Source organism: Luteimonas viscosa (genome assembly GCF_008244685.1).
Taxonomy (GTDB): Bacteria; Pseudomonadota; Gammaproteobacteria; order Xanthomonadales; family Xanthomonadaceae; genus Luteimonas; species Luteimonas viscosa.
Window position 1 is genome coordinate 162,023 of sequence record NZ_VTFT01000001.1, and the last position, 22,109, is coordinate 184,131.

23 protein-coding genes are annotated in these 22,109 nt (G+C 66.1%); 8 read left to right on the forward strand and 15 right to left on the reverse strand.

Annotated elements, in window-relative coordinates; translation table 11 throughout:
• Window positions 1–109 precede the first annotated feature (109 nt).
• Window positions 110–499, reverse strand: a complete 390-nt coding sequence (locus FZO89_RS00795; protein WP_149101482.1) for a cupin domain-containing protein — start codon at window positions 497–499, stop codon at window positions 110–112.
• A gap of 784 nt (window positions 500–1,283) precedes the next feature.
• Here FZO89_RS00795 and FZO89_RS00800 point away from each other — a divergent pair.
• Window positions 1,284–2,663 carry a glutaminase gene (locus FZO89_RS00800; protein ID WP_149101483.1) on the forward strand — a complete coding sequence of 460 codons (1,380 nt, stop codon included), beginning with the start codon at window positions 1,284–1,286 and terminating at the stop codon, window positions 2,661–2,663.
• A 218-nt stretch (window positions 2,664–2,881) separates the two neighbouring features.
• Here the strand turns inward: FZO89_RS00800 and FZO89_RS00805 are convergent, their stop codons facing one another.
• The 3 genes from FZO89_RS00805 to FZO89_RS00815 form a co-directional block, all read right to left on the reverse strand.
• A complete protein-coding gene (locus tag FZO89_RS00805; RefSeq protein WP_149101484.1) occupies window positions 2,882–3,217 on the reverse strand; it encodes a hypothetical protein in 336 nt (111 codons plus the stop codon).
• 305 nt (window positions 3,218–3,522) lie between these two features.
• A complete protein-coding gene (locus tag FZO89_RS00810) occupies window positions 3,523–3,720 on the reverse strand; it encodes a helix-turn-helix transcriptional regulator (RefSeq protein WP_149101485.1) in 198 nt (65 codons plus the stop codon).
• A gap of 19 nt (window positions 3,721–3,739) precedes the next feature.
• Window positions 3,740–4,219: a hypothetical protein gene (locus FZO89_RS00815; RefSeq protein ID WP_149101486.1), complete on the reverse strand. Its 480-nt coding sequence runs from the start codon at window positions 4,217–4,219 to the stop codon at window positions 3,740–3,742.
• A 127-nt stretch (window positions 4,220–4,346) separates the two neighbouring features.
• On the opposite strand from FZO89_RS00815, the gene FZO89_RS00820 reads away from it, so the two are divergent.
• On the forward strand, window positions 4,347–4,868 hold the full coding sequence (locus FZO89_RS00820; protein WP_187470990.1) for a lysozyme inhibitor LprI family protein: 522 nt from the start codon (window positions 4,347–4,349) through the stop codon (window positions 4,866–4,868).
• Window positions 4,869–4,959: 91 nt separating this feature from the next.
• On the opposite strand, the gene FZO89_RS00825 is transcribed toward FZO89_RS00820, so the two are convergent.
• Complete coding sequence (locus FZO89_RS00825) at window positions 4,960–5,901, reverse strand: AraC family transcriptional regulator (protein WP_149101488.1); 942 nt, start codon at window positions 5,899–5,901, stop codon at window positions 4,960–4,962.
• Window positions 5,902–6,074: 173 nt separating this feature from the next.
• Between FZO89_RS00825 and FZO89_RS00830 the strand changes: the two genes are divergently transcribed.
• Window positions 6,075–7,073 carry an aldo/keto reductase gene (locus tag FZO89_RS00830; protein WP_149101489.1) on the forward strand — a complete coding sequence of 333 codons (999 nt, stop codon included), beginning with the start codon at window positions 6,075–6,077 and terminating at the stop codon, window positions 7,071–7,073.
• Window positions 7,074–7,311: 238 nt separating this feature from the next.
• Here the strand turns inward: FZO89_RS00830 and FZO89_RS00835 are convergent, their stop codons facing one another.
• From FZO89_RS00835 to FZO89_RS00850, 4 genes are all read right to left on the reverse strand, one after another.
• Window positions 7,312–9,084, reverse strand: coding sequence for a hypothetical protein (locus FZO89_RS00835; RefSeq protein ID WP_149101490.1), 1,773 nt, complete (start codon window positions 9,082–9,084; stop codon window positions 7,312–7,314).
• Window positions 9,085–9,387: 303 nt separating this feature from the next.
• Window positions 9,388–9,927, reverse strand: coding sequence for a DUF421 domain-containing protein (locus FZO89_RS00840; RefSeq protein ID WP_149101491.1), 540 nt, complete (start codon window positions 9,925–9,927; stop codon window positions 9,388–9,390).
• 66 nt (window positions 9,928–9,993) lie between these two features.
• A complete protein-coding gene (locus tag FZO89_RS00845) occupies window positions 9,994–11,025 on the reverse strand; it encodes an alpha/beta hydrolase family protein (protein WP_149101492.1) in 1,032 nt (343 codons plus the stop codon).
• A complete protein-coding gene (locus FZO89_RS00850; RefSeq protein WP_187470991.1) occupies window positions 11,022–12,110 on the reverse strand; it encodes a GlxA family transcriptional regulator in 1,089 nt (362 codons plus the stop codon). Before FZO89_RS00850 ends, FZO89_RS00845 begins: the two co-directional genes overlap by 4 nt.
• 336 nt (window positions 12,111–12,446) lie before the next feature.
• Here FZO89_RS00850 and FZO89_RS00855 point away from each other — a divergent pair, with 336 nt between their 5' ends.
• Window positions 12,447–12,968, forward strand: a complete 522-nt coding sequence (locus tag FZO89_RS00855; RefSeq protein ID WP_149101494.1) for an SRPBCC family protein — start codon at window positions 12,447–12,449, stop codon at window positions 12,966–12,968.
• Window positions 12,969–13,187: 219 nt separating this feature from the next.
• Here FZO89_RS00855 and FZO89_RS00860 read toward each other — a convergent pair whose 3' ends face one another.
• From FZO89_RS00860 to FZO89_RS00875, 4 genes are all read right to left on the reverse strand, one after another.
• Window positions 13,188–14,261 (reverse strand): serine hydrolase domain-containing protein, encoded by a 1,074-nt coding sequence (locus FZO89_RS00860; protein ID WP_149101495.1) that lies wholly within the window; start codon window positions 14,259–14,261, stop codon window positions 13,188–13,190.
• A gap of 401 nt (window positions 14,262–14,662) precedes the next feature.
• A complete protein-coding gene (locus FZO89_RS00865) occupies window positions 14,663–14,953 on the reverse strand; it encodes a HigA family addiction module antitoxin (RefSeq protein WP_149101496.1) in 291 nt (96 codons plus the stop codon).
• Window positions 14,954–14,971: 18 nt separating this feature from the next.
• The gene (locus FZO89_RS00870; protein ID WP_149101497.1) at window positions 14,972–15,253 is read right to left on the reverse strand and encodes a type II toxin-antitoxin system RelE/ParE family toxin; all 282 of its coding nucleotides are present in this window, start codon (window positions 15,251–15,253) and stop codon (window positions 14,972–14,974) included.
• A 180-nt stretch (window positions 15,254–15,433) separates the two neighbouring features.
• Window positions 15,434–16,240 (reverse strand): XAC0095 family protein, encoded by an 807-nt coding sequence (locus FZO89_RS00875; RefSeq protein ID WP_149101498.1) that lies wholly within the window; start codon window positions 16,238–16,240, stop codon window positions 15,434–15,436.
• Window positions 16,241–16,536: 296 nt separating this feature from the next.
• Here FZO89_RS00875 and FZO89_RS18415 point away from each other — a divergent pair, with 296 nt between their 5' ends.
• Entirely contained in the window at window positions 16,537–16,911 is a 375-nt protein-coding gene (locus FZO89_RS18415) for a helix-turn-helix transcriptional regulator (protein WP_187470992.1), read from the forward strand.
• A 177-nt stretch (window positions 16,912–17,088) separates the two neighbouring features.
• Here FZO89_RS18415 and FZO89_RS00885 read toward each other — a convergent pair whose 3' ends face one another.
• Both FZO89_RS00885 and FZO89_RS00890 read right to left on the reverse strand, forming a co-directional pair.
• Entirely contained in the window at window positions 17,089–18,003 is a 915-nt protein-coding gene (locus tag FZO89_RS00885; protein WP_149101500.1) for a bifunctional helix-turn-helix transcriptional regulator/GNAT family N-acetyltransferase, read from the reverse strand.
• Between the two features lie 247 nt (window positions 18,004–18,250).
• Window positions 18,251–18,613, reverse strand: a complete 363-nt coding sequence (locus tag FZO89_RS00890; protein WP_149101501.1) for a helix-turn-helix domain-containing protein — start codon at window positions 18,611–18,613, stop codon at window positions 18,251–18,253.
• Between the two features lie 377 nt (window positions 18,614–18,990).
• On the opposite strand from FZO89_RS00890, the gene FZO89_RS00895 reads away from it, so the two are divergent.
• The 3 genes from FZO89_RS00895 (at window position 18,991) to FZO89_RS00905 (ending at window position 22,104) form a co-directional block, all read left to right on the forward strand.
• Window positions 18,991–19,272, forward strand: a complete 282-nt coding sequence (locus FZO89_RS00895) for a hypothetical protein (RefSeq protein WP_149101502.1) — start codon at window positions 18,991–18,993, stop codon at window positions 19,270–19,272.
• Window positions 19,273–19,886: 614 nt separating this feature from the next.
• Window positions 19,887–20,945 carry a hypothetical protein gene (locus tag FZO89_RS00900; protein ID WP_149101503.1) on the forward strand — a complete coding sequence of 353 codons (1,059 nt, stop codon included), beginning with the start codon at window positions 19,887–19,889 and terminating at the stop codon, window positions 20,943–20,945.
• A 10-nt stretch (window positions 20,946–20,955) separates the two neighbouring features.
• Window positions 20,956–22,104 carry a hypothetical protein gene (locus FZO89_RS00905; RefSeq protein WP_149101504.1) on the forward strand — a complete coding sequence of 383 codons (1,149 nt, stop codon included), beginning with the start codon at window positions 20,956–20,958 and terminating at the stop codon, window positions 22,102–22,104.
• Window positions 22,105–22,109 lie beyond the last annotated feature (5 nt).

A 22,109-nucleotide genomic window follows, 5' to 3' on the forward strand; every position in this document is an offset into this window, starting at 1 on the left:
GGGGATTCAGGCCCACCGGATACCGCTGATCCCGGATGCGCTTCGCTTATCCGGGCTACGTCGGTCATGTGCCCTGCGCCAGTGGAGACGACAGGGCTCCGCGCGTGCCCTAGTCCAGGTCGGTCTGGATCCAGCGCGGCGAGTGATGGATGTCGATCGTCTGCAGGCGACCCGGCCCGAGATTCTCGAAGCGATGCGGCACACCCGCGGGACCCAGGACGACTTCGCCGGCAGCCGCGTCGATGGTCGTCTCCCCCACGAAGAACCTGGCCCGCCCTTGCGTGACGATGAAGGTCTCGTCGTACGGATGCACATGCAGGCGCGGACCCGCGCCTGGCGTGTCCGTGCCGTAGGCCAGCACCGTCACCGCGCCGCCGAGGGCGATGCCCTCGAGGGATCCGCGCCACGGTCCCCCGGCCGCGGGATCGAACAGCCGCGCCTGCGCCGGCGGGCGGCCATCGGGCTCGACCGTGGCAGGGTCGAAATCATTGCGCGCCATGGGACCTCCTCATCATCAGTGCATGGTTCTTCAGCTAGCCATACCCCGACCGGGACGGCGTCGCCCGCGGCGGTTGGCGCGTGCAGCGTCCCGACCCGCTCCAGGCGCTCGGCCAGTTCGTCATCGGAGAGCGCGCCCTCGCGGTGCAGCCACTGTTTGCGCTCGACCAGGGGCTGGCGGTCGCGACCGATCCGGGCAGGGTCCACCGGGAAGGCCCGGCTGCCGGTGCCATCCCCGATCGAACAGTCGAGCGCATCGACGTGGAACACGAAGCGGATCCGGTAGGAATTCTACTTCCGCCGGATGTCCATGCATGCGCTCCCCGGCACGTGATCGGCCCCGCCCCGCGCCCGCGACAACCCGCGTAGCCCGGATAAGCGAAGCGCATCCGGGACTCCCGACCAACCCCCGGATGCGCCGCTGAGTCCCGGAGGCGCCGCTGCTCTCCGGATACACCGCTGGTCCCGGATGCGCTTCGCTTATCCGGGCTACGGGTTACGGGTGCGGCGGGCGGAGCCTATGGAGACCGTGGATGCCACCGATCCCATGCCATCCGCCGCCACCTGCAGCGCCAGCACGTCTACGGGCCGCAACGGTTTCGCATGGCAATCGGGGCGGAGCGTCGGACCGGAGAAGACGGGACGGCCGAGGAAAAGCGGCAGCGCTGCTCAAAGAGGGTTGAGAAAGTCGAACCCGCCCCTGTTGTCGACCCCTGTTTTCGCCAGGGGGTTGAATCCGTACCCCGGCTGCGTTGGGATGGCAGCCCCACGATCCGGACCACCCCATGCGATCTCCCGTACCCGACTACCTCGCCGACGTGCTCGATGCCGTGCGCTCGATCGACGACGGCGCGCCCGCCGACTACATCGAAGTGCTGGCCAACGCCGACACGTCGCGGCTCGCCGTGGCGCTGGCCACCGTCGATGGCGAAGTCTATGCGGCGGGCGACAGCGACGTGGCCTTTTCGATCCAGTCGATCTCCAAACCGTTCGCCTATGCCGCCGCCATCGAGGACGTGGGCCTGGACGCGGTGCTGGCCCGGATCGGCGTCGAACCGTCGGGCGATGCCTTCAATGAGCTCTCGCTCGAGGACGGCACTCATCGGCCGATGAATCCGATGATCAACGCCGGCGCGCTCGCCACGCATGCACTGGTCGCCGGCCCCGAGGCGAGCGGCCCGCAGCGGGTGGAGCGCCTGCGCGCGCTGATGTCGGCGATGGCCGGTCGCGAACTCGGTTACGACGAAGCCGTGTACGAGGCGGAACTGCGCGACGCGCATCGCAACCGCGGGCTGGCGCACATGCTGCGCGCCGGCGGCATCATCGACGCCGAGCCCGAGACCATCGTCGATGGCTACGTGCGCCAGTGCGCCGTCGACGTCACCGTGCGCGATCTCGCCCTGATGGCCGCCACCCTGGCCAATGCCGGCGTGCAGCCGCTCACCGGCCGTCAGGTGATCGATCGCGCCGGCGTACGCCAGGTGCTGTCGGTGATGACCACCTGCGGCATGTACGACGCCGCGGGCGACTGGGTGTCCAACGTCGGCATCCCGGCCAAGAGCGGCGTGGCGGGCGGCATCATCGGTGCCCTGCCCGGCCAGCTGGGTCTTGCCGTGTTCTCGCCGAAACTCGATGCGCACGGCAACAGTGCACGCGGCGTGGCGGTCTGCGAACGCCTCTCGCGCGACATGGGCCTGCACATGATGGATGTGAGCCAGATCGGCCGTGCGGTCGTGCGCAAGCTGGTGGTGACGCTGGCCGGCGGCAAGGGGCGCACGGGCGATGCCATCGTGCCGGTCTACGAACTGCGTGGCGCGGTGCGGTTCGGCGGCGCCGAACTGTTGACGCGCGCACTGGCGCACGACCTCGGCGAGGCCAACGACGCCGGTGGCGGCCGCCATCGCGAAGCCACCGCGGTGATCCTCTCCCTGCTGCACACCCATTCGCTCAACGATGTCGCCACGCGCATGCTGCTGGAGAACCTGCGACGCCTGCACGCCGGCCGCCGCGCGGTGGTGCTGGTCGATCCCGACGGCGTGCTCGACCTCACGTCCCTCGACCCCGCGCAGCGGCCACGCGTCGTGGCCACCGATGCCGAGGCGCAAGTCGTGGTCGGTGGTGATGCCTGCCGCGTCGTCGCCAGCCAGGAAGACACGAGTCGCTAGGCAACGGATTCGGGCGAAGGGTGCATCAGGACCGGCATCCGCGACCGTCGTAGAACCGAGCAGTCCGGCGAGCACCCCGCCCGCGACGATCGTCATCACCGTCATGCCGGCGCTCCCGGCGTCCATGATGGCCTCAGGCCGCCAGTTCAGCGGCGGGCGTGCAACGACCGAGCCTCGGCCCGCTCAGCAGCGGTGGGCGCGCTTGTGTCCCGCGCCCGTCATTCCCGGTTCCACCACTCGCCTTCCCTGCTCCAGTCCACGCCGTGCCACTGCGTGGCGAGGCGCCTGAACTCCGCCCTGTCGATCTCTTGCCATTCGCTGCGCCAGCACCATTGCCGCTGACCTTCGGGAAACAGCGTCCGCGTCGGCCCCTTGCCGAAGATGCCTCCATGCAGCGCCTTTCGCTCAGGGCACGCGTAGTACTTCTCGACGATCATTGCGAAGGCAGGAGGCTGCCTCAGCGACTGTCCCCAGATGCACGCCAAGAGCGCTGCGACCGCAAGCGCGATGACCGCGAGCATGACGAACACGACGGTAGCGAGGGTCTGGACCATGATCCGTGGAGAGCCCGCCGGCGACCGCGGCAGCACCACCGGAGGATACCCAATGCCAGCGCATGTGAGATCGGGACCGCTCCACCCCCAGATTCAACAGGCCGCCCCGTCTCCTTCAATGCCGTAGCCCGGATAAGCAAAGCGCATCCGGGGCTCCCGACCAGCCCCCGGATGCGCCGCTGATTCCCGGATGCGCTTCGCTTATCCGGGCTACGGGATGCGGGAACGCGTCGCCCGAGCCTCCCCACCAATACCCCCACCGGTAGCGGGCGCCGTAAAATCCGCCTGGCACCATTCTCCGGCTTTCAAGCATCCGTCTTGTCGAACACCTCTTCGACGCTGAGGCCGAAGGCGTCGGCGATGCGGAACGCGAGGGGCAGCGACGGATCGAACCGGCCGTTCTCGATGGCGTTGATCGAGTTGCGCGAGACGCGCACGTGGTCGGCCAGTTCGGCCTGGCTCCACTGCTTCTCGGCACGCAGCACGCGGATGCGGTTCTTCATGACGACACCCGGCCGCAGGTCATGGCTCTCCCCCGCCTCCCATGCGCCGCTGCCAGATCGCGGAGGCGAGGATGACGGAAGCCAGCTGCATCAGCACGACCAGGATGACGCCGAAGAACAGCGCCAGGTGCACGGCGCCGCGATCGGCCGCGTCGGGCGTCCCGGTGCTCAACAGGTTCGTCATGTCGATCAGCCAGTTCGTCACCGGCGGCAACAGCAGCAGCGCCACCGTGGCCATCGCGCCCCAGACCCAGCCACGGGACGTGGCGAATCCCGCGCTGGCGATCTCCACCTCGTCCAGCTGTTGCTGCAGCCTGTGCGAGATGAATAGGGAGTAGCCCATCACGAAGAGCGACACCGCGGCAGTCAGGGCCAGGACGAACGCATCGTCCTGCTGCTTCAGCCACGGGATCGCGGCGAAGAAGCCGCCGGCCGCGATCACCACCGGTGAAAACCACAGCGCGTAGCGGCCGATCCTTCCGGACGAGTGGGTTGTCATGAGGGTTCTCCTTTGCAAAAGGGCTGCGGACGACGATTCTGGTGATCGCGGCGCGAATGCCCACAGGGCGGCCCGCGGAGCCGAGGAGCCGAGGGGCCGAGGGGCCGAGGGGATGGAGCCGGAACGCATGAAAAATGAACTGCCTACTTGTCACGACGCAAAGCAAGCTTTGCATATTCGCGGCCTGATGACAAGTATTCTTTGCATACTCGCGATGGCCGGCAGCGCGTCCGCCCAGGACGACCGCGATCTGTGGCCGGTAGGCAGTGCGCGGCACACGCTCTTCGTCGAGGTCGAGCGCGAGCAGGCCCTGCGCTCGGCGCTGGACGCCGCCCACGCCCGCCTGCTCGGTGCGTTCGGCGACACGCCCGACGATCCCGCTCCACTCGCCCAGGCCGTCGCCAACCAGCAGCAGGCGTGGCTCGCGTACCGCGGCAGCGATTGCCAGCTTGCCGGCATGCTCACGGGCGCGGGCGGGGCCTGGCCCCACGTCCACGCCCTGACGTGCAGCAATGCCGTCCTCGCGCAGCGGACCGCAGTGATCGACGCTGCCGCCACCTGCCTGCAGCGGCTGCCCGCCGAGCGCTATCCGTCCGACGAGGAGGCATGCCTGCGGCCGCTGGTGGAAGGGTCGACGGGCGAACCCTGAGCGTGCCCCCTGCGAGGCGCGAGCGGGTCGAGCCAGGCCTTCGCCCCATCCCTGTGGCCCCTTGCGCGCCAGCCCACCAAGCCAGTGTCGATCAGCCGCTGGACATGCCCATCGCGCGCGCCGCCTCCACTTCGCGCCGCGGCGGCGCGCCGAACAGGCGCCGGTACTCGCGACTGAACTGGGACGCGCTCTCGTAGCCGACGCGATGCGCCGCCGCCGCTGCCTCCACGCCTTCCATCAGCATCAACTGGCGCGCCTGCTGCAGCCGCAACTGCTTCTGGAACTGCAGCGGCGTCATCGCGGTCGCGGCCTTGAAGCGCTGGTGCAGCGTGGAGGGGCTCATGTGGGCGACCTCGGCGATCTGCTCGATACGCAGGTGCTCGGTGTAGCGCGCCTTGAGCAACTCGATGGCCCGGGCCACGCGCTGCGCGGCGCCATCGGCGTGACACAGCGCACGCAGTCGCGAGCCGAGTTCGCCCGCCAGCACGCGGTAGTGGATCTCGCGCAACGCCAGCGGCGCCAGCACGGCCGCCTCGCCCGGCGCATCGAGCAGCCGCACCAGGCGCAGCATGGCATCGAGCAGCGAAGCGTCGGTGCGGGCCAGGTAAAGCGCACGACCGTCGTCGGGCGCAACCGGTCGTGCCGGGGCCAGTTGCGCCGACAGCTCCGCGACCACCGCCACATCGATGTCGATGCGCAGGCACAGATAGGGACGCCCGGGCGACGCCTCGACCACCTGCCCGACCGCGGGCAGCGTCATCGACACCACCAGGTAGTGCAGCGGGTCGTAGCGGTAGAGCTCTTCGCCGACCATCGCCTGCTTGCGTCCCTGCACCACCACGCACAGGCTGGGCTGATAGACGCAGGCCAGCGGCTGCGAGGGCGTGTCGGCGCGGATCAGGGACAGGCCGGGCACCGCGCAGGCATGCACGCCGTCGTGCGGCGCGTTTCGGACAATCCGGTCGGCCAGTTCGGCGCGCTGCGCCTCGCTGCCCTGGCGGGCGGCGACCACCTTGGATGTGCGATCGGACACGGCATCTGCTCGCTTTCGGGATGGCTTCGATTATGCGCATCGGGCGCCCGGGGCCCAGCGGGTCGCCCGCGCTCACGGAGGATCGGGCAAGAATGGCCGAGCAATCGACTAACCGGCGAAGTCGCCCCGGGCCTAGGCTGTCTCCACTCCCCTTCCCCCCCAGGAGACGCCGCATGAACACGAACCTCCCCCGCCGCCAGCTCGGCCGCCAGGGCCCGACCGTTTCCGCGATCGGCCTGGGCTGCATGGGCATGTCCGACTTCTACGGCGCCAGCGAAGAGGCGCAGAACCTGGCCGTGCTCGAACATGCCGTCGACATCGGCGTGAACTTCCTCGATACCGCCGACATGTACGGCGTCGGCCGCAACGAGGCACTGCTGGCCAAATTGCTGCGCGCGCGGCGCGACGAGGTGGTGCTGGCCACCAAGTTCGGCAACGTGCGCGCGGCCGACGGCGCCTTCCTCGGCGTCGACGGCCGGCCCGAGTACGTTGCCGCCGCGTGCGACGCCAGCCTGAAGCGGCTCGGCGTCGACCACATCGACCTGTACTACCAGCACCGCGTCGACCCGAACGTGCCGATCGAGGACACCGTGGGCGCGATGGCGCGCCTGGTGGACGCCGGCAAGGTGCGCCACCTCGGCCTGTCCGAGGCCGCCCCCGACACCATCCGCCGCGCCGCCGCGGTACATCCCATCGCCGCGCTGCAGAGCGAATACTCGCTGTGGACACGGGACGTGGCCGACACCGTGCTGCCGGTGTGCCGCGAACTCGGCATCGGCTTCGTTCCCTACAGCCCGCTCGGCCGCGGGTTCCTCACCGGTGCCATCCGCAAGCCCGACGACCTGGCCGAAGACGACTGGCGCCGCCAGAATCCGCGCTTCCAGGGCGACAACTTCGACCGCAACTACGCCCTGGTGGAAGCTGTCACCGAAGTCGCCCGGGCGCGCGGCGCCAGCCCGGCGCAGATCGCCCTGGCCTGGCTGCTGCACCAGGGCGAGGACATCGTGCCGATTCCGGGCACCCGGCGCATCGAGCGCCTGGACGAGAACGCCGCCGCCGCGCAGTTGCGGCTGGAACCCGAGGATCTTGCGCGCATCGACCGCCTGCTCGCCAGCCACCCGGTCGCCGGCACGCGCTACCCGGAAGCGCACATGGGCGCCGTCAACCGCTGAGATCGCGTCGGAGCGAATCGAGGGACGCGCGACACGCAGCCACGGGATCGCCCGGCCGCGCGCAGGACGGGCGGGCGCCCGTCAATGCCCGCCTGCATTCCTGCCATGGGCAAGCATGTCCATCCGCTGCCCTCGGCGAGGCGACCCGGCTGCCTCCCGAGGGCGACTCCGACGCCTGCGCCTCGCGTGCGATCCGCTACGCCGAACCCGGCGCTGGGCCGGGAAACCGCCTCTGCACTCAATTGGTCGTCGGAGCGCCCTGGACGAAGTCGTAGCCGTTCTGCCAGGCGTCCTTGATGGAGACATCCCCGTTCGGACCCTGATAGGTCCCGTTGGGATCCGTGCGATTCGGCAGGACGTTGTCGCTCATGTGCTCATAGAGTTCCTCGCCCAGCTCCGACAGGTCGACGCCGTGATCCATCATGTCCTGGATCGCTTCCTCGATATGTCCGTCCCTGATCTTCTCCTGGATCGCCTCCTTCGCGGCGTCCGAGGCTCCCGTCAGATCAAGCGCCTGCGACACGACGGCGCCGATCGGGCCGGCCTTGTCCAGGCCCTTGCCGACGCCGAAATCAATCAGCTTGAACAACGGGTCCATGATCTCGGCGGCCTTGTCCGCGTCGTCCTTGACGCGTGTCAGGCCGGCGTCAAGCGCCTCGAAGAACACGCCGGTCATCTGCCCGTAGGCGGCGGCCATGGCTCCGCGGTTGCGGCCGTACTTGTCCTCGAACGCGGCATCGTCCATGGTCCTCAGGTCATCGCCGATCGCCTGGTACCTGTCGTCGATATGGCGCATCAGGGCCTCGGCGCTGTCGGAAAGCGGCGGCGTGAACAGAGTCATTTCCAGGACCTTGGAGTATTCGTCACGGGTCGTGCTGCCCAGGTCCTCGCCATTGGGCCCACCATCGGCATTCAGCGCCCTGTCCAGGAAATCGTCGTGTTCCTTGAGCGCCAGGGCGCCAAGCTCGTCCTTGAACTGCGCATCGTCCGCGAACTTGGCGAAGACATCCTCATTCGTCAGCGCGCTTGCGGTCGCGTCGAACAGTGCCTTCTGCAGCTCGGGCGGATAGTCGGGAACGACGATCTGGGCGTGGTAGTAGACCGTCACGTCGTTCGCGTTCGCAAGAATCCCGGAGATCCCGCCGATGGTCACGGTACTGTGCGAGTCGCCTTCACCGAAATACTTGCGCAGATCGATCCCTTCGAACTGCCCTTGCATGGACATTTCGACAAAACGGTCGAGTTCGGCCTGGCTCATGCCGCCAAGAATCCGGGTCTGGTCCTGCACCGGCATGTGCAACAGGACGTGCGACGCGATCGCCGCGGAATTCTCGTTGCCCTCGGCCATCGCCGCGTTGAAGAACAGCTCCTGCACCTCCGGGGAACTGTTCGCGAACAGATCGGAGACGAGGGTCGGCCCGAACACGTTCCCGTCGCTGGTGTCGAGATCCAGGTCCTTGTACAGGGCGGTCATGTCGGCCTGGGTCAGGTAGCCGTCCCTCGCCAGCGTGTCCAGGGCCGTACGAAGATTGTCGACGGTGCTCTGGTAATATGCGACGGCAGCGTCGTTCCCGCCGCCGCCGATGCCACCATAGGCGGAAGGATTGGCGGTTGCGGTGATCGACAGCCGCATCAGGTCGCCGACCCTGTCGTCCCCGAGCGCAGCGAAGTACTCGCTCAGCCATTCCGCGTCGTCCTTGTGGGCCTCGATCTGCTCGTTGAAGTAGTGGGCCTGGGTCGACATGTCGGAGTGACCCCACCGCTGTTCGTGGATCATCGATGCAGCGGCCTCACGGCCCGAGGCGCTCGTGTCGCCGATTGCGTAGCCGCCGGCGTCGAAGACCACGTCGGCGTTCTCATCGAGTCTCGCGCCGTCGTCGAAGGTGGCCGGGGTGTCCGAGGGAGTCTGCGGGCCGGCGTTGTGCAGCACGGGTGTCGCCGCGTCCGTCGGTGTCCCCAGGGCCTGGCTGGGCACAAGGGAGCTGGTACCGGTGTCAAGAATGATGGCCATGGCGACGATCCTCAGGGGCGGGCTACCGCCACGTTAGCCATGGCGGGCCGCCTCGAAACCTAGGGCGCACCCTATCGACCCGCCACCCCCGTAGCCCGGGTAAGCGAAGCGCACCCGGGGCGGCCCGGCACCCAAGCCCCCGCCAGAGGCAAAAGGCGTGGGAAAAAGACGTAAGGGACGATTGCCGCTGCCCGCTGGCCTGCCCCCTCGCCCGCAGACCCGCCTGCCCGTGCGCTGCGTGACCCACGCCTGGAACCCGTCCAAACCCAGGCCGAGAGGCGACCGTCTGGCGGACCGGGCGGGTTAATTCCCTCCGTCCCCTTTCCTCGTTCGCGCCACGCCATCGACGTCCGACAGTGCATCGCGCGAACCGTTCCAGCCGGATGTGATCACGCTGAAGGTGCCGTCGGTCTCCAGGACGACCGCATCGACACCTTCCAGCGATGCCTGCCCGGACGCCCTCACCGCGGCGCACAGTTCCCCATGGGTCACCCGCTGCCGGCGCATCGCGTCCACACATGGCTTGCCATCGCGCAACAGCAGCGTCGGCGCGTTCTTGACCGCCTCCTGTACCCAGCCGACGCGCACCGACGTCCACGTGATCGCGTACTGCAGCATGATCAGCAGACCCATGCCGACCACGCCCTCCACCAGCGCCACGTCCTGGGTCAGCAGCACCGTGGCGAGCGTCGAACCCAGCGCGATGGTGACGATCAGGTCGAACGCGTTCCACTTCGAGACCGTGCGCTTGCCGGTCACCCGCAACCAGGCCACCAGCGCCAGGTAGGCGAGCGTGCCCACCACGAGCACCCGCAGCACCCCGTGCCAGCTGTCGAAGAACATCGCCGCCTCCCGCACAAACCTGCGTGCATTCACGCATACGGGCGGTCGATGCGAGGTAACGGGACGCTACTCGCCAGCCCGCCGATCCAGCGATCGTGAGCCGTTCGCCCCTTTCACCACGCCCCCGGCGCCAGCCCGTCTTCCCGGCGCCCCATACAGATACTCGGCCGCGGCCTCTCCCATGCGCTTCGGATCGTGACCGACGCCGGGAACCACCTCCAACGTCCATTCGAAGTGCAGGCCCATCTCCTCAGCCGTTCTGCGGGCCTGTTCATGAAAATGCCGACCGCGGGCAAGGCGGTGCAGTCCCTGCCGGTCCGTGTCCGGGCTGCGAACCAGATCTCCGCGCGTCTCACTGGCGTCATCCAGCTCGCCCAAGAACACGACCAGCCGCCGGGCGAACGCCGTCGCCAGGCCGCGCGCGTCGATCGGCGCGTCCTCGAGGCCGAAGGGAAAACGTGCGTCCGGTGCTGGCACCGTATACCAGCCGGCATTGGAGGCCAGGATCCGGTCCGCGCGGGTGTCCTCCTCCGCGAACAACGCGAAGCGGTGCAGGAACTGTCCCCCGGCCGAATGCCCGAACAGGTCGTAGCGCCCGGTCTCCAGTCCGGCGGCACGCGCCGCCGCGGTGAAGATCAGGTCCATGTCACCGAACAGCCAGCGAGCACGATCGGCGACGATCCTGTAGTCCGTCATCGCACGCGCCTCCCGGTCGATGACGACATCGGCAAGCATCCCGGCCAGGTTGTAGTTCCAGAATCGCGGATAGGCCTCCTCTGCGTAGTGCGGCGAAAGCACCAGCACGCCGTGGCGCTCGGACGCGTCGATCCAGTGGTCGCGATAGGTCCAGGCATTGCGGCCCGCGCCGGGCAGCACGATCAGCACGGGCGAATGTTCCTGCAGCCGCGATGGCCGGTGGTAGAACACTTCCACCGTGCGCGACCCCCCAGGCCCCGTCCTCATGACGAAGGAACCGGAACCCGCCTCCAGCGCCAGTGCGGCGGTGTGCTCCACGCCGGCGCGCGGTTCCTCCAGGTTGGCCGCCGCGACCGGCATCGACCAAAGGCAGCCCGCGAGGGCAAGCAGGCGCAGCATCATTCAAGTACCTCCGGTTCGTGGTGAAACGCATTCCTTCGGTCAACTTCTGCGAAGCGCGCCCGCCACTCCGAGGGCCGCAGGCCGGTCTGGCGGAGGAAGGCGCGCGAGAACGCGTCGGTGTCGACATAGCCGCAGGCCCCGGCGATCTCGGCCAGGGCATGGCGACCGCAGAGCAGGCGCTGGGCTTCGTGCAGACGGATGCGCGCGACCAGCTCGGACACGCTGCAGCCGTAGCGCTGCAGCACCCTGCGCTGCAGCTGGCGCGGGCTCAGATGCGCCTGCGCGGCCAGCACGTCGAGGCGGGCGTCGCCGCCCGGCTGCGCCAACAGCCTGGCCACCAGTTCGCCCACCCGGTCGCCCCGGCCCGCCTCCAGCCTGAGCGGCTCCGAGTACTGGTCCTGGCCGCCGCTACGGCGCATGTACACGACCAGCTCGCGCGCCGTCGCCAGCGCGACCGAATGGCCGCAATCCTCTTCCACCAGTGCCAGGCACAGGTCGATACCCGCGGTGATGCCGGCTGAACTGCCCAGATCGCCCGCAACCAGGTGCAGTGCCCGCGCATCCACCTCCACGTCGGGGTAACGGCGCGCCAGATCGCCGGCGAAACGCCAGTGGGTGGTGATCCTGCGGCCGGCCGCCAGCCCCGACTCGCACAGCGCATAGGCACCCGTGCAGACCGAGACGATGCGCCGGCACCGAGGACGCGATCGCGCGAGCGCCGAAGCGACCTGCGCCAGCACCGCCGGCCTGCGCAGCCCCGATCCGCCGGGCACCAGCAGGGTGTCGACCGCGAGCCGCGCTGGGAGCGGCGTATCCGGCATGAGCACCACACCCGCCTCCGACCGCACCTGCCCCCCGCCGACGCCGTAGGTGCGCACCCGGTAGCGTCGCGACACGCCGGCCTCACGCGCATTGCGGTCGGCAGCTGCGAATACCTCGGCCGGACCCGCAACATCCAGCAACATCACTCCGTCGAACAGAATCATGCCGACGGACAGCTCGCCCGCGGAAGGAGGTCGATCACGCATGCGGGGAAGAATACGCTCGCGCGCCTGGTCGGAGGCGCCGTCGATCCGGCAGATCACGCCATGCGAGCGGCACGAGGATGTCAGGGGAAAGGGTGTCGCACCAAGGGGGCAGAGCAGGGAATCGGCCCAACGCCGGATCCAGCGCTCGGGCGCTCCCGCTATTCTGCGTTTCCAGTGCGCGCGGAGACCGACATGAAGGCAACGAAAACGACGGAAACGACGAAAACGGGACGGAGGGAATTAGTCACCCTTAATTCCCTCCGTCCCGTTTAGTTGCTCCGTCCCGTTTAGTTGTCAATCGCATACGGCATCTGCAAAGATCGCCCGGCTCTTCGGCAAGAAATGGCACGAACCAGCCCGGCCGATGAATCATCCAGGGAACTGGGAACCAGCATGAGCGTTCGCCCCACAGGTCGAGTTTTTCCCACGGCAACCGGCGCAGACCTGGTGATCGAGCGCAGCTTTCAGGCGCCGATCGAGGACGTGTGGGCCAGCGTCAGCGAGCCCGACCGCCTGGCGCGCTGGTTCGGGCGCTGGAGTGGCGAAGCGGGGCCGGGCAAGTACGTGATGCTCCAGCTGGGTTTCGAGAAAGACGCGTCGCCCTGTCGGGTGTTGATCGAGAGCTGCCGACCACCGACGCACCTGGCGGTGTGCATGAAAGACGATCACGGCGACTGGCGCCTGGAGCTGACGTTGGAGCAGCGTGGCGACACGACCCAGCTTCGTTTCGTGCAGCACCTGACCGATCCCGGACTGGTGGGCGACACCGGCCCGGGCTGGGAGTATTACCTCGACATGCTGATAGCCGCGCACGGCGGGCAGCCGCTACCGGATTTCGCCAACTATTACCCAGCCCAGCGCGAATACTTTGCCAGTCAAATCGTCGCCCAGCAGGTTGCAGGGGCAGACGGCTGAGCACCGGGCGCAGGCAGTCAATCGAAAACGGGACGGAGGGAATTTGTCACCCTTAATTCCCTCCGTCCCGTTTAGTTGCCTATATTTGGCAGAGCCGGTCAAGTGGTTTTCGCCCTCGGTTGCCGCCTGTCCCGGAAGCACCGGGCAGAGGATGCCTGCGGGCTTTCTGTAACCACTTGACGGTGGCGTAGTCGACCAGATGGAGTGGAGTGACCCCGTTTACTCGCCCTCGTCCAGGAACGCCCGCGCGATGGCGAACGCCGTCTCGTCCATTGGCGCGCGGGTGGTATTCGACAACAGGAGGATGCTCAGGCCGTCGCCCACGTACCGCAGCAGGGTGGTGTTGGCGCCCATCACCTGCCCCGGCCGATGCGCCACCCGATCCGCCCTGCCGCGTACGGTCGCCGGGGCGACCCACAGCCCATGGGCATATTCGTCCTTGTCCACCGTGAGCAGGCGCGCCAATGCATCGTGGCCGACCAGCCGGCCGTCGAACAGCAGATCGGAGAATCGCGCAAGGTCGTCGGACGTGGAAAACAGGCCACCGGCCGCGCCCCAGTTCTCGTGGTACACCGGCAACTCGTGGATGCAGGGCACGTCGCGCCCGAAACACAGGTAGCCGCTCGCCACCACGGGCGAGAGCGCGCGCCAGTCCATCATCCCGGTATCCGCGATCCCGGCCGGATCCAGCACCAGCCGCTTCAGCGCCACCGGGAACGCCTCTCCGGTCACCTGTTCGATGATGCGCCCGAGGATGAAATAGTCCGCGTTGTTGTAATCGAAGTGCGTGCCCGGCGGATGTACCAGCCTGCCGCTGGCGTACCGCTGCACGATCTGCTCCGGCGTGGCCGGCTGCTGGTACAGCGGCATGCCGTCGGCCACGGCCTGCTCGAAACTTCCCACTGAATCGCTGTTGGCGATCCCCGAGGTGTGGGTGAGCAGTTGCCTCACCGTGACCACCGGCCCACCCTCGCCCGTGTAGCCGGGCAGATAGTCGTGGATCACCGCGTCGTAATCGATGCGTCCCTGCTCGGCCAGCCGCGCGACGGCGACCGACGTGAACAGCTTGCTGATCGAGGCGATCCGGAAACGCGTATCCAGACGCATGCCGACGTCGGCCTCGATGTTCGCCTTGCCATACGCGCGATGGAAGAGCACGTCGCCACCCCTCCACACTCTCACCACACCGCTGAAATCATGCGACCGGAGCAGCGCATCCACGTCGTCGACCGGGTCGGCCCAAGCCGCCGCGGGCCACAGCAGGGCGAGCAGCAGCACAATCGCGTGCTTCATCGTGAGGACTCCGGCCAGGCGGCACGACAGGGTGCCCCGTACCACCCCGGATACGCTCCAGGCGCGACGGGTTGCAGGAAGGCTGCCGACTCGACGTTTCCGCCTTCGGTCGCGGTCCGTCTGGATCGGTCGGTGGCGTCCACATCTGCTGCAGCAAGTAGCCCGGATAAGCGAAGCGCATCCGGGTCTCTCTCGCGCCCGGAACCGACGCGACTCCCGGATGCGCTTCGCTTATCCGGGCTACGGAAGCTCTTGATAACGCCGTCACCCCCGGCATGCGAGCACCTCCGCCGGTCCTTGCCTACGGATTCGATCGAAGCAACGTGGGACTTCCGGTTGACGTTGTCTGCGCCTTGGCCGCGGATGGCCGCAAACGGGGGCCGGCGGACGGCTCGGCCGCACTAGGCCGCGATCCGCTCGATTCGATTGATGGCCTTGCCCAGCACGCGATGCGCCTCTTCCAGGTCGTAGTCCGCCTGCAGGCCCAGCCAGAACCGCTCGCTGGTACCGAGCGCCGCGGCCAGGCGCACGGCAGTATCCGCGCTTACCCCGCGCTTGCCCAGCACGATCTCGTTGATCCGGCGAGGGGGCACGCCCATGGCGCGCGCCAGCGCGTTCTGGCTGATCCCCAGCGGCTCGATGAATTCGGCCTGGAGTACCTCGCCGGGATGGACATTGGAGAGGGTCACCATTGGTCGACTCCTGACAGTTCAGTGGTAATCGACGAGTTCCACGTCGTGGGCGTCGCCATCCCGCCATCGGAAGCAGACGCGCCATTGATCGTTGATCCGAATGCTGTACTGCCCCCTGCGAGCACCCTTGAGCGCTTCCAGCCGATTGGCCGGCGGGATCCGCAGGTCGTCGAGGACGGCAGCGGCATTGAGCATGCGCAGCTTGCGCCGGGCGGTCTGCTGAATGGTGGACGGCAGCTTCCGGGAAGGGGTCCCTTCCCAGATCTTCTCGGCTTCCCTGTCGATGAAGCTCCGGATCACGACTGCACCATAACGTTATCCGTCATATAACGCAACCCGTTATAGGTCAGCAAGACGGGCGCGGTTGAATCCCCGCCACCAGCTCGATCCTGGGGGACGTCGCGCCCATGCCAACGTATGGAGATCGCAGGAACGCGGTGCCCGGCATCATCACCGGGCCCGGCACCGCGCCCTGCCCGCTCAGTGCAAGGTGGCTGCCGACGTGCGCCAACCCGTGGGCCCGCGCGGTGGCGCCATCGACATGGACGCGTCGAACGCGAGGCTTGCCCCGGTGGGCGCGCCGTAGGCGGCATGCGCTTCGCGGACGCGGCGCTTCCCACGCAGCTCGTCGGGAAGCTGCTGTTCGGCCACCTGGTCCATGAGCTTGCTGGCGGCCTCGGCGTCTTCGAAGATCACCTCGCCGAGGACGGTGGGCGTGCCGTCGGCCAGATTCATCCGTTCGAGGCCCAGAACCATGTCGCCATAGGCGTGCAGCCGGTCGTGCAGGCGGTTGAGGGCGTCCAGCTGGTCCATTGTCATGCCGATGACAAGGGGGTCGGTGGTTCCCGCGTCGGCATCTGCGGCGACGCTCGCGTCGCCCGCCGCGTGAGCCATCTCATCCCCGGCACTCGCCGGCGGCGCGTCCCCAGCCTCGTCGTCGTCCTGCGCCCGAGCGGTCAAGGCTTCATCGGCCTCCTCCTCGTCCGCGTCCTCCAGATCGTCCTCATCGCGTGCCTGGGGTCGTTCCGGCTTGACCTCCCGCTCTGCCGGCCACGTCACCTCGTCCAGCACCTGTTCGGCCTGCTCGGCCAGCAACTCCATGCAGACGGCCAGGTCCATGCCGCTGATCACCGGGCCCCGGTTCGTCTCTTCCTCGTCGTGCCTGCGTGGCTGCGCCAGCTGCGACAGGAACTCCATGTGGCCCTGCAGCTTCTTCAGCCGGAAGTGGGTGTCCTCGGGCAGGAAATAGCCGGTGGTGTCCATCTCGTCCAGTTCGTACTTCGACATCGTCGCCTCCTCGTTCCATGAAAGGACCACCCGCCGCCACGCAGCGGGTGAGACTTCGCGAGATTCGAAACCGCACGGAGCCGCAGGAAGATCCCGGAGGGTCGTCGCATGCCGCACCGATCCTGGAGCGGGTCTCGTCCCCGCCCTTCACCGGCGCACGCGCCACGACGCGGAATCTCCAGCTGCTCAGACCACTGGTTTCCATTCTCGCGACCCCGAAAGTATCCATCAACGATACTTCGGGTGTCAACCATGCAGAAACGACAGATGTTTCCCTGCCTTCGAAAATACCCGCCATGAGCAGCACTTTCGGTACACGGCTGAAACAGTTCCGCGACGCGCGGGGCTGGTCGCAGGAGCGCGTGGGGTTCGAGCTCGAAGTAAGCAAGGCCACCGTCTCAAAATGGGAGACCGGCCGCGCCCAGCCGAGCCTGGCGCACCTCGCGAAGATCCGCCGGCTCTACGCCTCCGATGGGCTGACCCTCGACTACCTGGTCGACGATACGTTCGCCGCACAGACGCACCAGGGCGAAGCGCGCCTGTATGTCAGCGAAGGGGCGAGCGAGCCCGCAAGGACGGCGCAGAACCAGCAGGAAGTCGCCCTCCTCACCCGTTTCCGTGCATCATCACCCGCCCGGCGCCGCAGCCTGCTGAACCTGTTGGCGGAGTAACGGCGCAGGCGCGAGCACGCCGTAAGTTTCCGCTCCGACTGCGAGGATTTGTCGGAGCACGTCCTGGGGATGACGGCCTGCAATCTGTTCGCCGTTCCAAGGCGCGACAAGCCGGATTAATCCCCTCCGTCCCCAATACTGGAGGCACAGGCCCCATCCGGTCGGGTCTCAACACCCCTACAACTCCAGCTCCCACGTCTGCTCCACCAGATCCCGCCCGAACGCACGATGCGGCGCCTGCGCGGTCAGGCTGAAGCCCGCGGCCTCGTAGATGCGGCGGGCCGAGACCAGCACGTCGTTGGTCCACAGCGTGAGTTGTCGGTATCTGAGTTGCCGGGCCCGGGCGATGCAGGTGTCGACCAGGCGCCGGCCCACGCCCAGGCCGCGGGCATGCGGTTCGACGTAGAGCAGGCGCAGGCGCGCGATGTCGGGCGTGTCGCCCTTCATCAGGAAGATCGAACCCACCACCTCGCCGCCGCGCTCGGCGATCCAGCCGTCCTCGCGGGCCGCATCGAAGCCGGTGGCGTAGTCGCCCAGGATCCGCGCGATGAGCGCTTCGTAGGTCCAGTCCCAGCCGTACTCCCGTGCATAGAGCACCGCTTGCCGATGGATCACCCAGCCCAGGTCGCCAGGCACCGGTGCCCGCAGCGTGACCTCCACCGGCAATGCCTGCTGCGCATCGAACGCGCCCTGGATGGCGTGCATCGAGTGCACCAGCGCCTGCTGGCGATCGCCGGCCAGGGGTTGCAGCACCGTGGCCATGCGTCGACGGGTGCCTGCGTCGAGTGCCGCGAAGGCGTCGCGCCCGGACGGCGTCAGCGAGAGCAGCCGCCGCTTGCCGTGCGCAGGGTCGACCTCGCTGGCCAGCAGGCCACGGCCGGTGAGCGTGCGCACCACCCGGCTGAGCTGGGCCTTGTCCATCCCGAGCGTGCGCGTGAGATCGGCCGCCGCCTGCCCGCCCGCGGTGGCCAGCTCGTACAGCACTCGGCCTTCCGGCAGCGACAGGCCGCTGTCGGGCAGATGCTCGTCCAGCAGGCCGACAAGGCGGGTGTAGAAGCGGTTGAACTCCCGGACTTCCTGGACCACATCCATCGCCCCGCCCCTCTATGTTGACTCGATCAACACTCTAGTCGGAGCCCATCGGGGTGGCAAGAGCTTTCTTCGCCACGATCCGCGGCGGCATCGAGTACGTGATCAACAACCAGTACCTGCGCTCGGTGGGTTTTCGGAGACGCGCGGCAGCCTGCATGGTTGCGGCCGAGGGGAGGCAGCGACCTGATTCCGGGGTGGCCCGAGCGAACGACTAGTTCCTTCCGTCCCCTTAAGTTCCACCCGGAGGTCAAGTTGCCATGATCTCCAGGATTCGACAGGCGATCTCACGGTTGCGCCGCGTCAGCCGGCGAATCGAACTGAGAACACGGCTCTCCAGCTCATCCATCGCAAAATCCTGCGTGAGCGCGGTCGGGGTCAGGTCCAACCCGTCCAACCGCATCGGTCCACGACCGGTGGCCAGCCACTCGAAGGACACACCAGCGGCCAGAGCGATATCGACCAGGTGCCCAATGCTCGGCGACGTCCCTTGAGACGGCTTCTCCCACTGGGCGACGGCACTACGCCGCACACCCGTGGCCATCGCCAGTCCTGACTGGGAAAATCCCCCCAGTCGCCTGCATTGCCGGATGCGGACATGCATATGACTCATGGCGAACCCTCCAATCCTTCCCCTGGATGGTGGACAGCGGTACTGGCCTGGTAAGCGAATCTGCTGCGATTCTGTACAGGAACGCTGCCCGGGCCCTTGTCAGGCCATGGAAACTTCGATTTTCTGGCCCACGGCAAGTGGATCTGACGACGCGTTGGCGGCTTCGACTATTGCTCCTTCCGCTCCGTTGTGTGATCAGTGTCACGCGGCACGGGGAGTGCCGGGCGTCACCAAATAGTTCGCGACTACCGGGCTGCCGCCCCGATGGTTTCAGAAGAATTCGACCGTTGCCCTGGTTCGAGGGGCAAGGGGCGGTTCCAGAGACCTTCTGCCTGGCCCATATCCCGAAGCCCCCACCGATTCCAGGAGAGCACCCCATGCCCGTCCTTGTTCCGCACGCGGAAGACCTGGAGATGGATGACCCGCTGATGTACTGGAATCTGGTCGCCCTGGATATGAATCGACTCACCCATTCGGTGGGCGCACCGCAGGGCGGCCCACCGCTCAGCGCCCGAGCGCTGGCGATCGTCCATCTGGCGATCCATGACGCGTACTTCTCCGTCTTTGGGCGGCAAGGTGGAGAGCCGGCGCATGCGCTCCACTTCCTCAAGCCCGACGCCGAGCATCCCGGCCCACCGACAACAAGCCCATGCATGTGATTGCGGGCGCTGCTGCCTTCAGGGGACTCCAGATACATTGCCTCTCGCCCGAGTGCGCCTACTTCGCAAGGTTGGCGGTTGGGGAATGCGCGGGGGCTAGCAGGAAGATCCTGGCAGTTGGCCTCGATGGATGCGTGACCGCAAGGCAACGCAGACCACACCAGCGGACACCGACAGCTATTGCCGACCTACAGTTTCATGAAGTCCTTGCGTGACAGCTCTCAACTGAAAAAAAGAGGATGATCGTGGCAACCCTCTACCTGCGTCAGAGCGCCAAGTTGCTGCTGCCCTACTCTTGACCGGCTGCACCAACTTGCAGACGCTGAGTCGTCAAAGTCGTCTACCTCTCGCCGAGCGTGATGGGCGCACTAGTCATTTAGATGCCCAACAACGCCTTATCTCTTTCACGGCGGAAGGCTACTGTGCCGAACCGAGCTCCGATGCACTCGCCGCATACGCTGCTGCGCGCGGCATCGCGCATGCCGGAGCGGTAATGCATCAACATCAGATTGACAGCAAGACAACGAGTCACATCTCCCCCACTGTCCAGACGCTCGTTATGGAGCTTCTTAGCATGTCATATTGATTGCACAGACAACAATAATGGAGGCGGCATGGACAAGCACATCATTTTCTTCGTGCATGGAATGGGCAGGCATGACAAGGATTGGTACGAATCAGGACTAAACATACTCAGGAGCGCATACAGCGAGTACGATGCTTTCAGTAATCGTTCTTTGCTCGATACGATCGAGGTGGTGCCAGTAGTCTACGACGACCGCATCGAAACTTGGCGACAGCGAATGTCTCAGGACTTCTCTGCCTTCCGCACCGCATTCCTGGCGGAAGTGGATCCCACCGAAGCCAAGGCTGACTCGTTCAAAAAGAACCTGGATAATCTTGAGTCATGGATCGGCGCCGGCGATGATCCTGGCTTCGCTTGGACGCATGTGGCGGACGTGCTTATTTATCGCTGGATGTCGACGTTACGTTCGACGATCGATACAGCCGTGGCCACTCAGATTCTCGCTACACTGGCAAAAGATGGCGGAAACAAATGGTCTATTGTCGCCCATTCGCTTGGGACTTCGGTCGTCCACAATGTGCTGCACATGCTTTACACCAGTGGCACGGCAACCCAACAACCGCTGAAGGCCGTAGAGACGCGACCGCAGGTAGTGATGATGGTGGCCAACGTCTCGCGTGTACTCCAGCGTCCCGGAGCCAAGGTCTTCGAGAGCAACGTCAGGCCAGGTCGAGCGTCCACAGGCGCGCTCTGCAGCACATACCTTAACGTCCGCCATCGATGGGATCCCTTCGCCTATCCGCAGCCTTTTGCGCCGGACTTGTGGCCAACGCCTGGAACATTCGCTCACAGCGCATATCAGCATCTACAGCCGGCGCACCTGCACTTTGATACGGATAAGTTGTTCAAAGTGCATGATCTTGATCACTATGCTAGAAATCCGCGCGTGCACGTCCCTCTGTTCCGCGCATTGTTCGGCAGCGCATTGATCCCGGAAAGCGAATTCTTGGAAGCTAAGTCCAGCTTCGACTCCAGCATAGTATCGGACAACATTGAGGCCACTCGTTCGAAGCTCGCGTCTCTTCTGCCTGCAGAATCTGGAAACTGGCGGACCCTACTCACCTTGATTCAGCGCTTGCGAGCATAAGAAGATGCACATGACACGCGTGTTGTTCTTACTAACGTTGTTGGTGGCACCCCTGCTTGCATGGTCTCAGGACTGCAGCCTACCCAAACAAGCTGCGTCATATGAGGTGTTGTTCGCGCAGTATCAGCAACAACATTGCTTCGGCGAAAGCGCTGATAGCAGCGATGTTAAGCGCCGCATGGATGAGGCCATAGCAAGCATGAAAGGGGCGGTTATCACTGCCGATGACTCTCTAGCGTTGCGCCTGCAGGCGGCACGGGCGTTGACGGATCTGTCGAGCTCGCTGCTGGAACAGCAAGATGTGGCCAACGACGACTGGCGGCAGCGCTTGACTTACGTCCGACAGCGACTAGAACAGGCGGCAGCCGAGACGGTCGTAGCCGAGCGCGACATCCGGGCCGGCGACTGGAAGGTGGATGACTTAACCATCTTTGACGGCTCCTACTCAGTGGTGGAGCCGTTGATGCAGGATTGCGCCAAAGGCTACACCTCTGCTTGTCAACAGGCGCAACGCTCGGCTGCGGACATCCTAAGACACGCTACATTGGCAAATGCAGTTCTGGGACGGTTAGTACAACTCGTGCGCTTGGTACCTAAATATGAAGATTTGAAAGTATTAGACGATCAGTGGAGCTACTACTGGGAGCGAGGTAGATCGCAGTACCCATGGGAATTGTGGGTGAATCAGCGGCGCTTCCTTCGCGATCATCCAGATCCGAATCAGTTCGTCGGTCCGCCTACAAGCCAGATCATCCTGCTGCATTTGGATGCTGCAATGGAGTACGCGAAGTCGCATAGCGGCATGGGTTCCGAACTCAATGCCATAGCGCTGGTTGAAGTGATCGGCTACAACCGTCTCTCGTATGCGGCCGACGGCAGTTCTGGGCGCTCATTTGGTGGCTCGATCATAACCACTGTCTCACCTGAGAGCGGCGGAAAGCGCTTTGGCTGGGGTGCGATGATGCATTTCACGGACAGGATTTCGCTTGGGGTTGCCCGCCGTGACCTAGGTCGAGGAGAGGGCGAGACCACTTGGTTATTGAGCGCGGATGTAGGTAAGTTGCTCAACCTGACACCGGAAGAAGAGCAGAAGGCATTTCGAGCAGCGGTAGGTAGATGTAATGACCCAGTGATTTCCTGCTCAGGGGCTACCCTTTGAAGGAG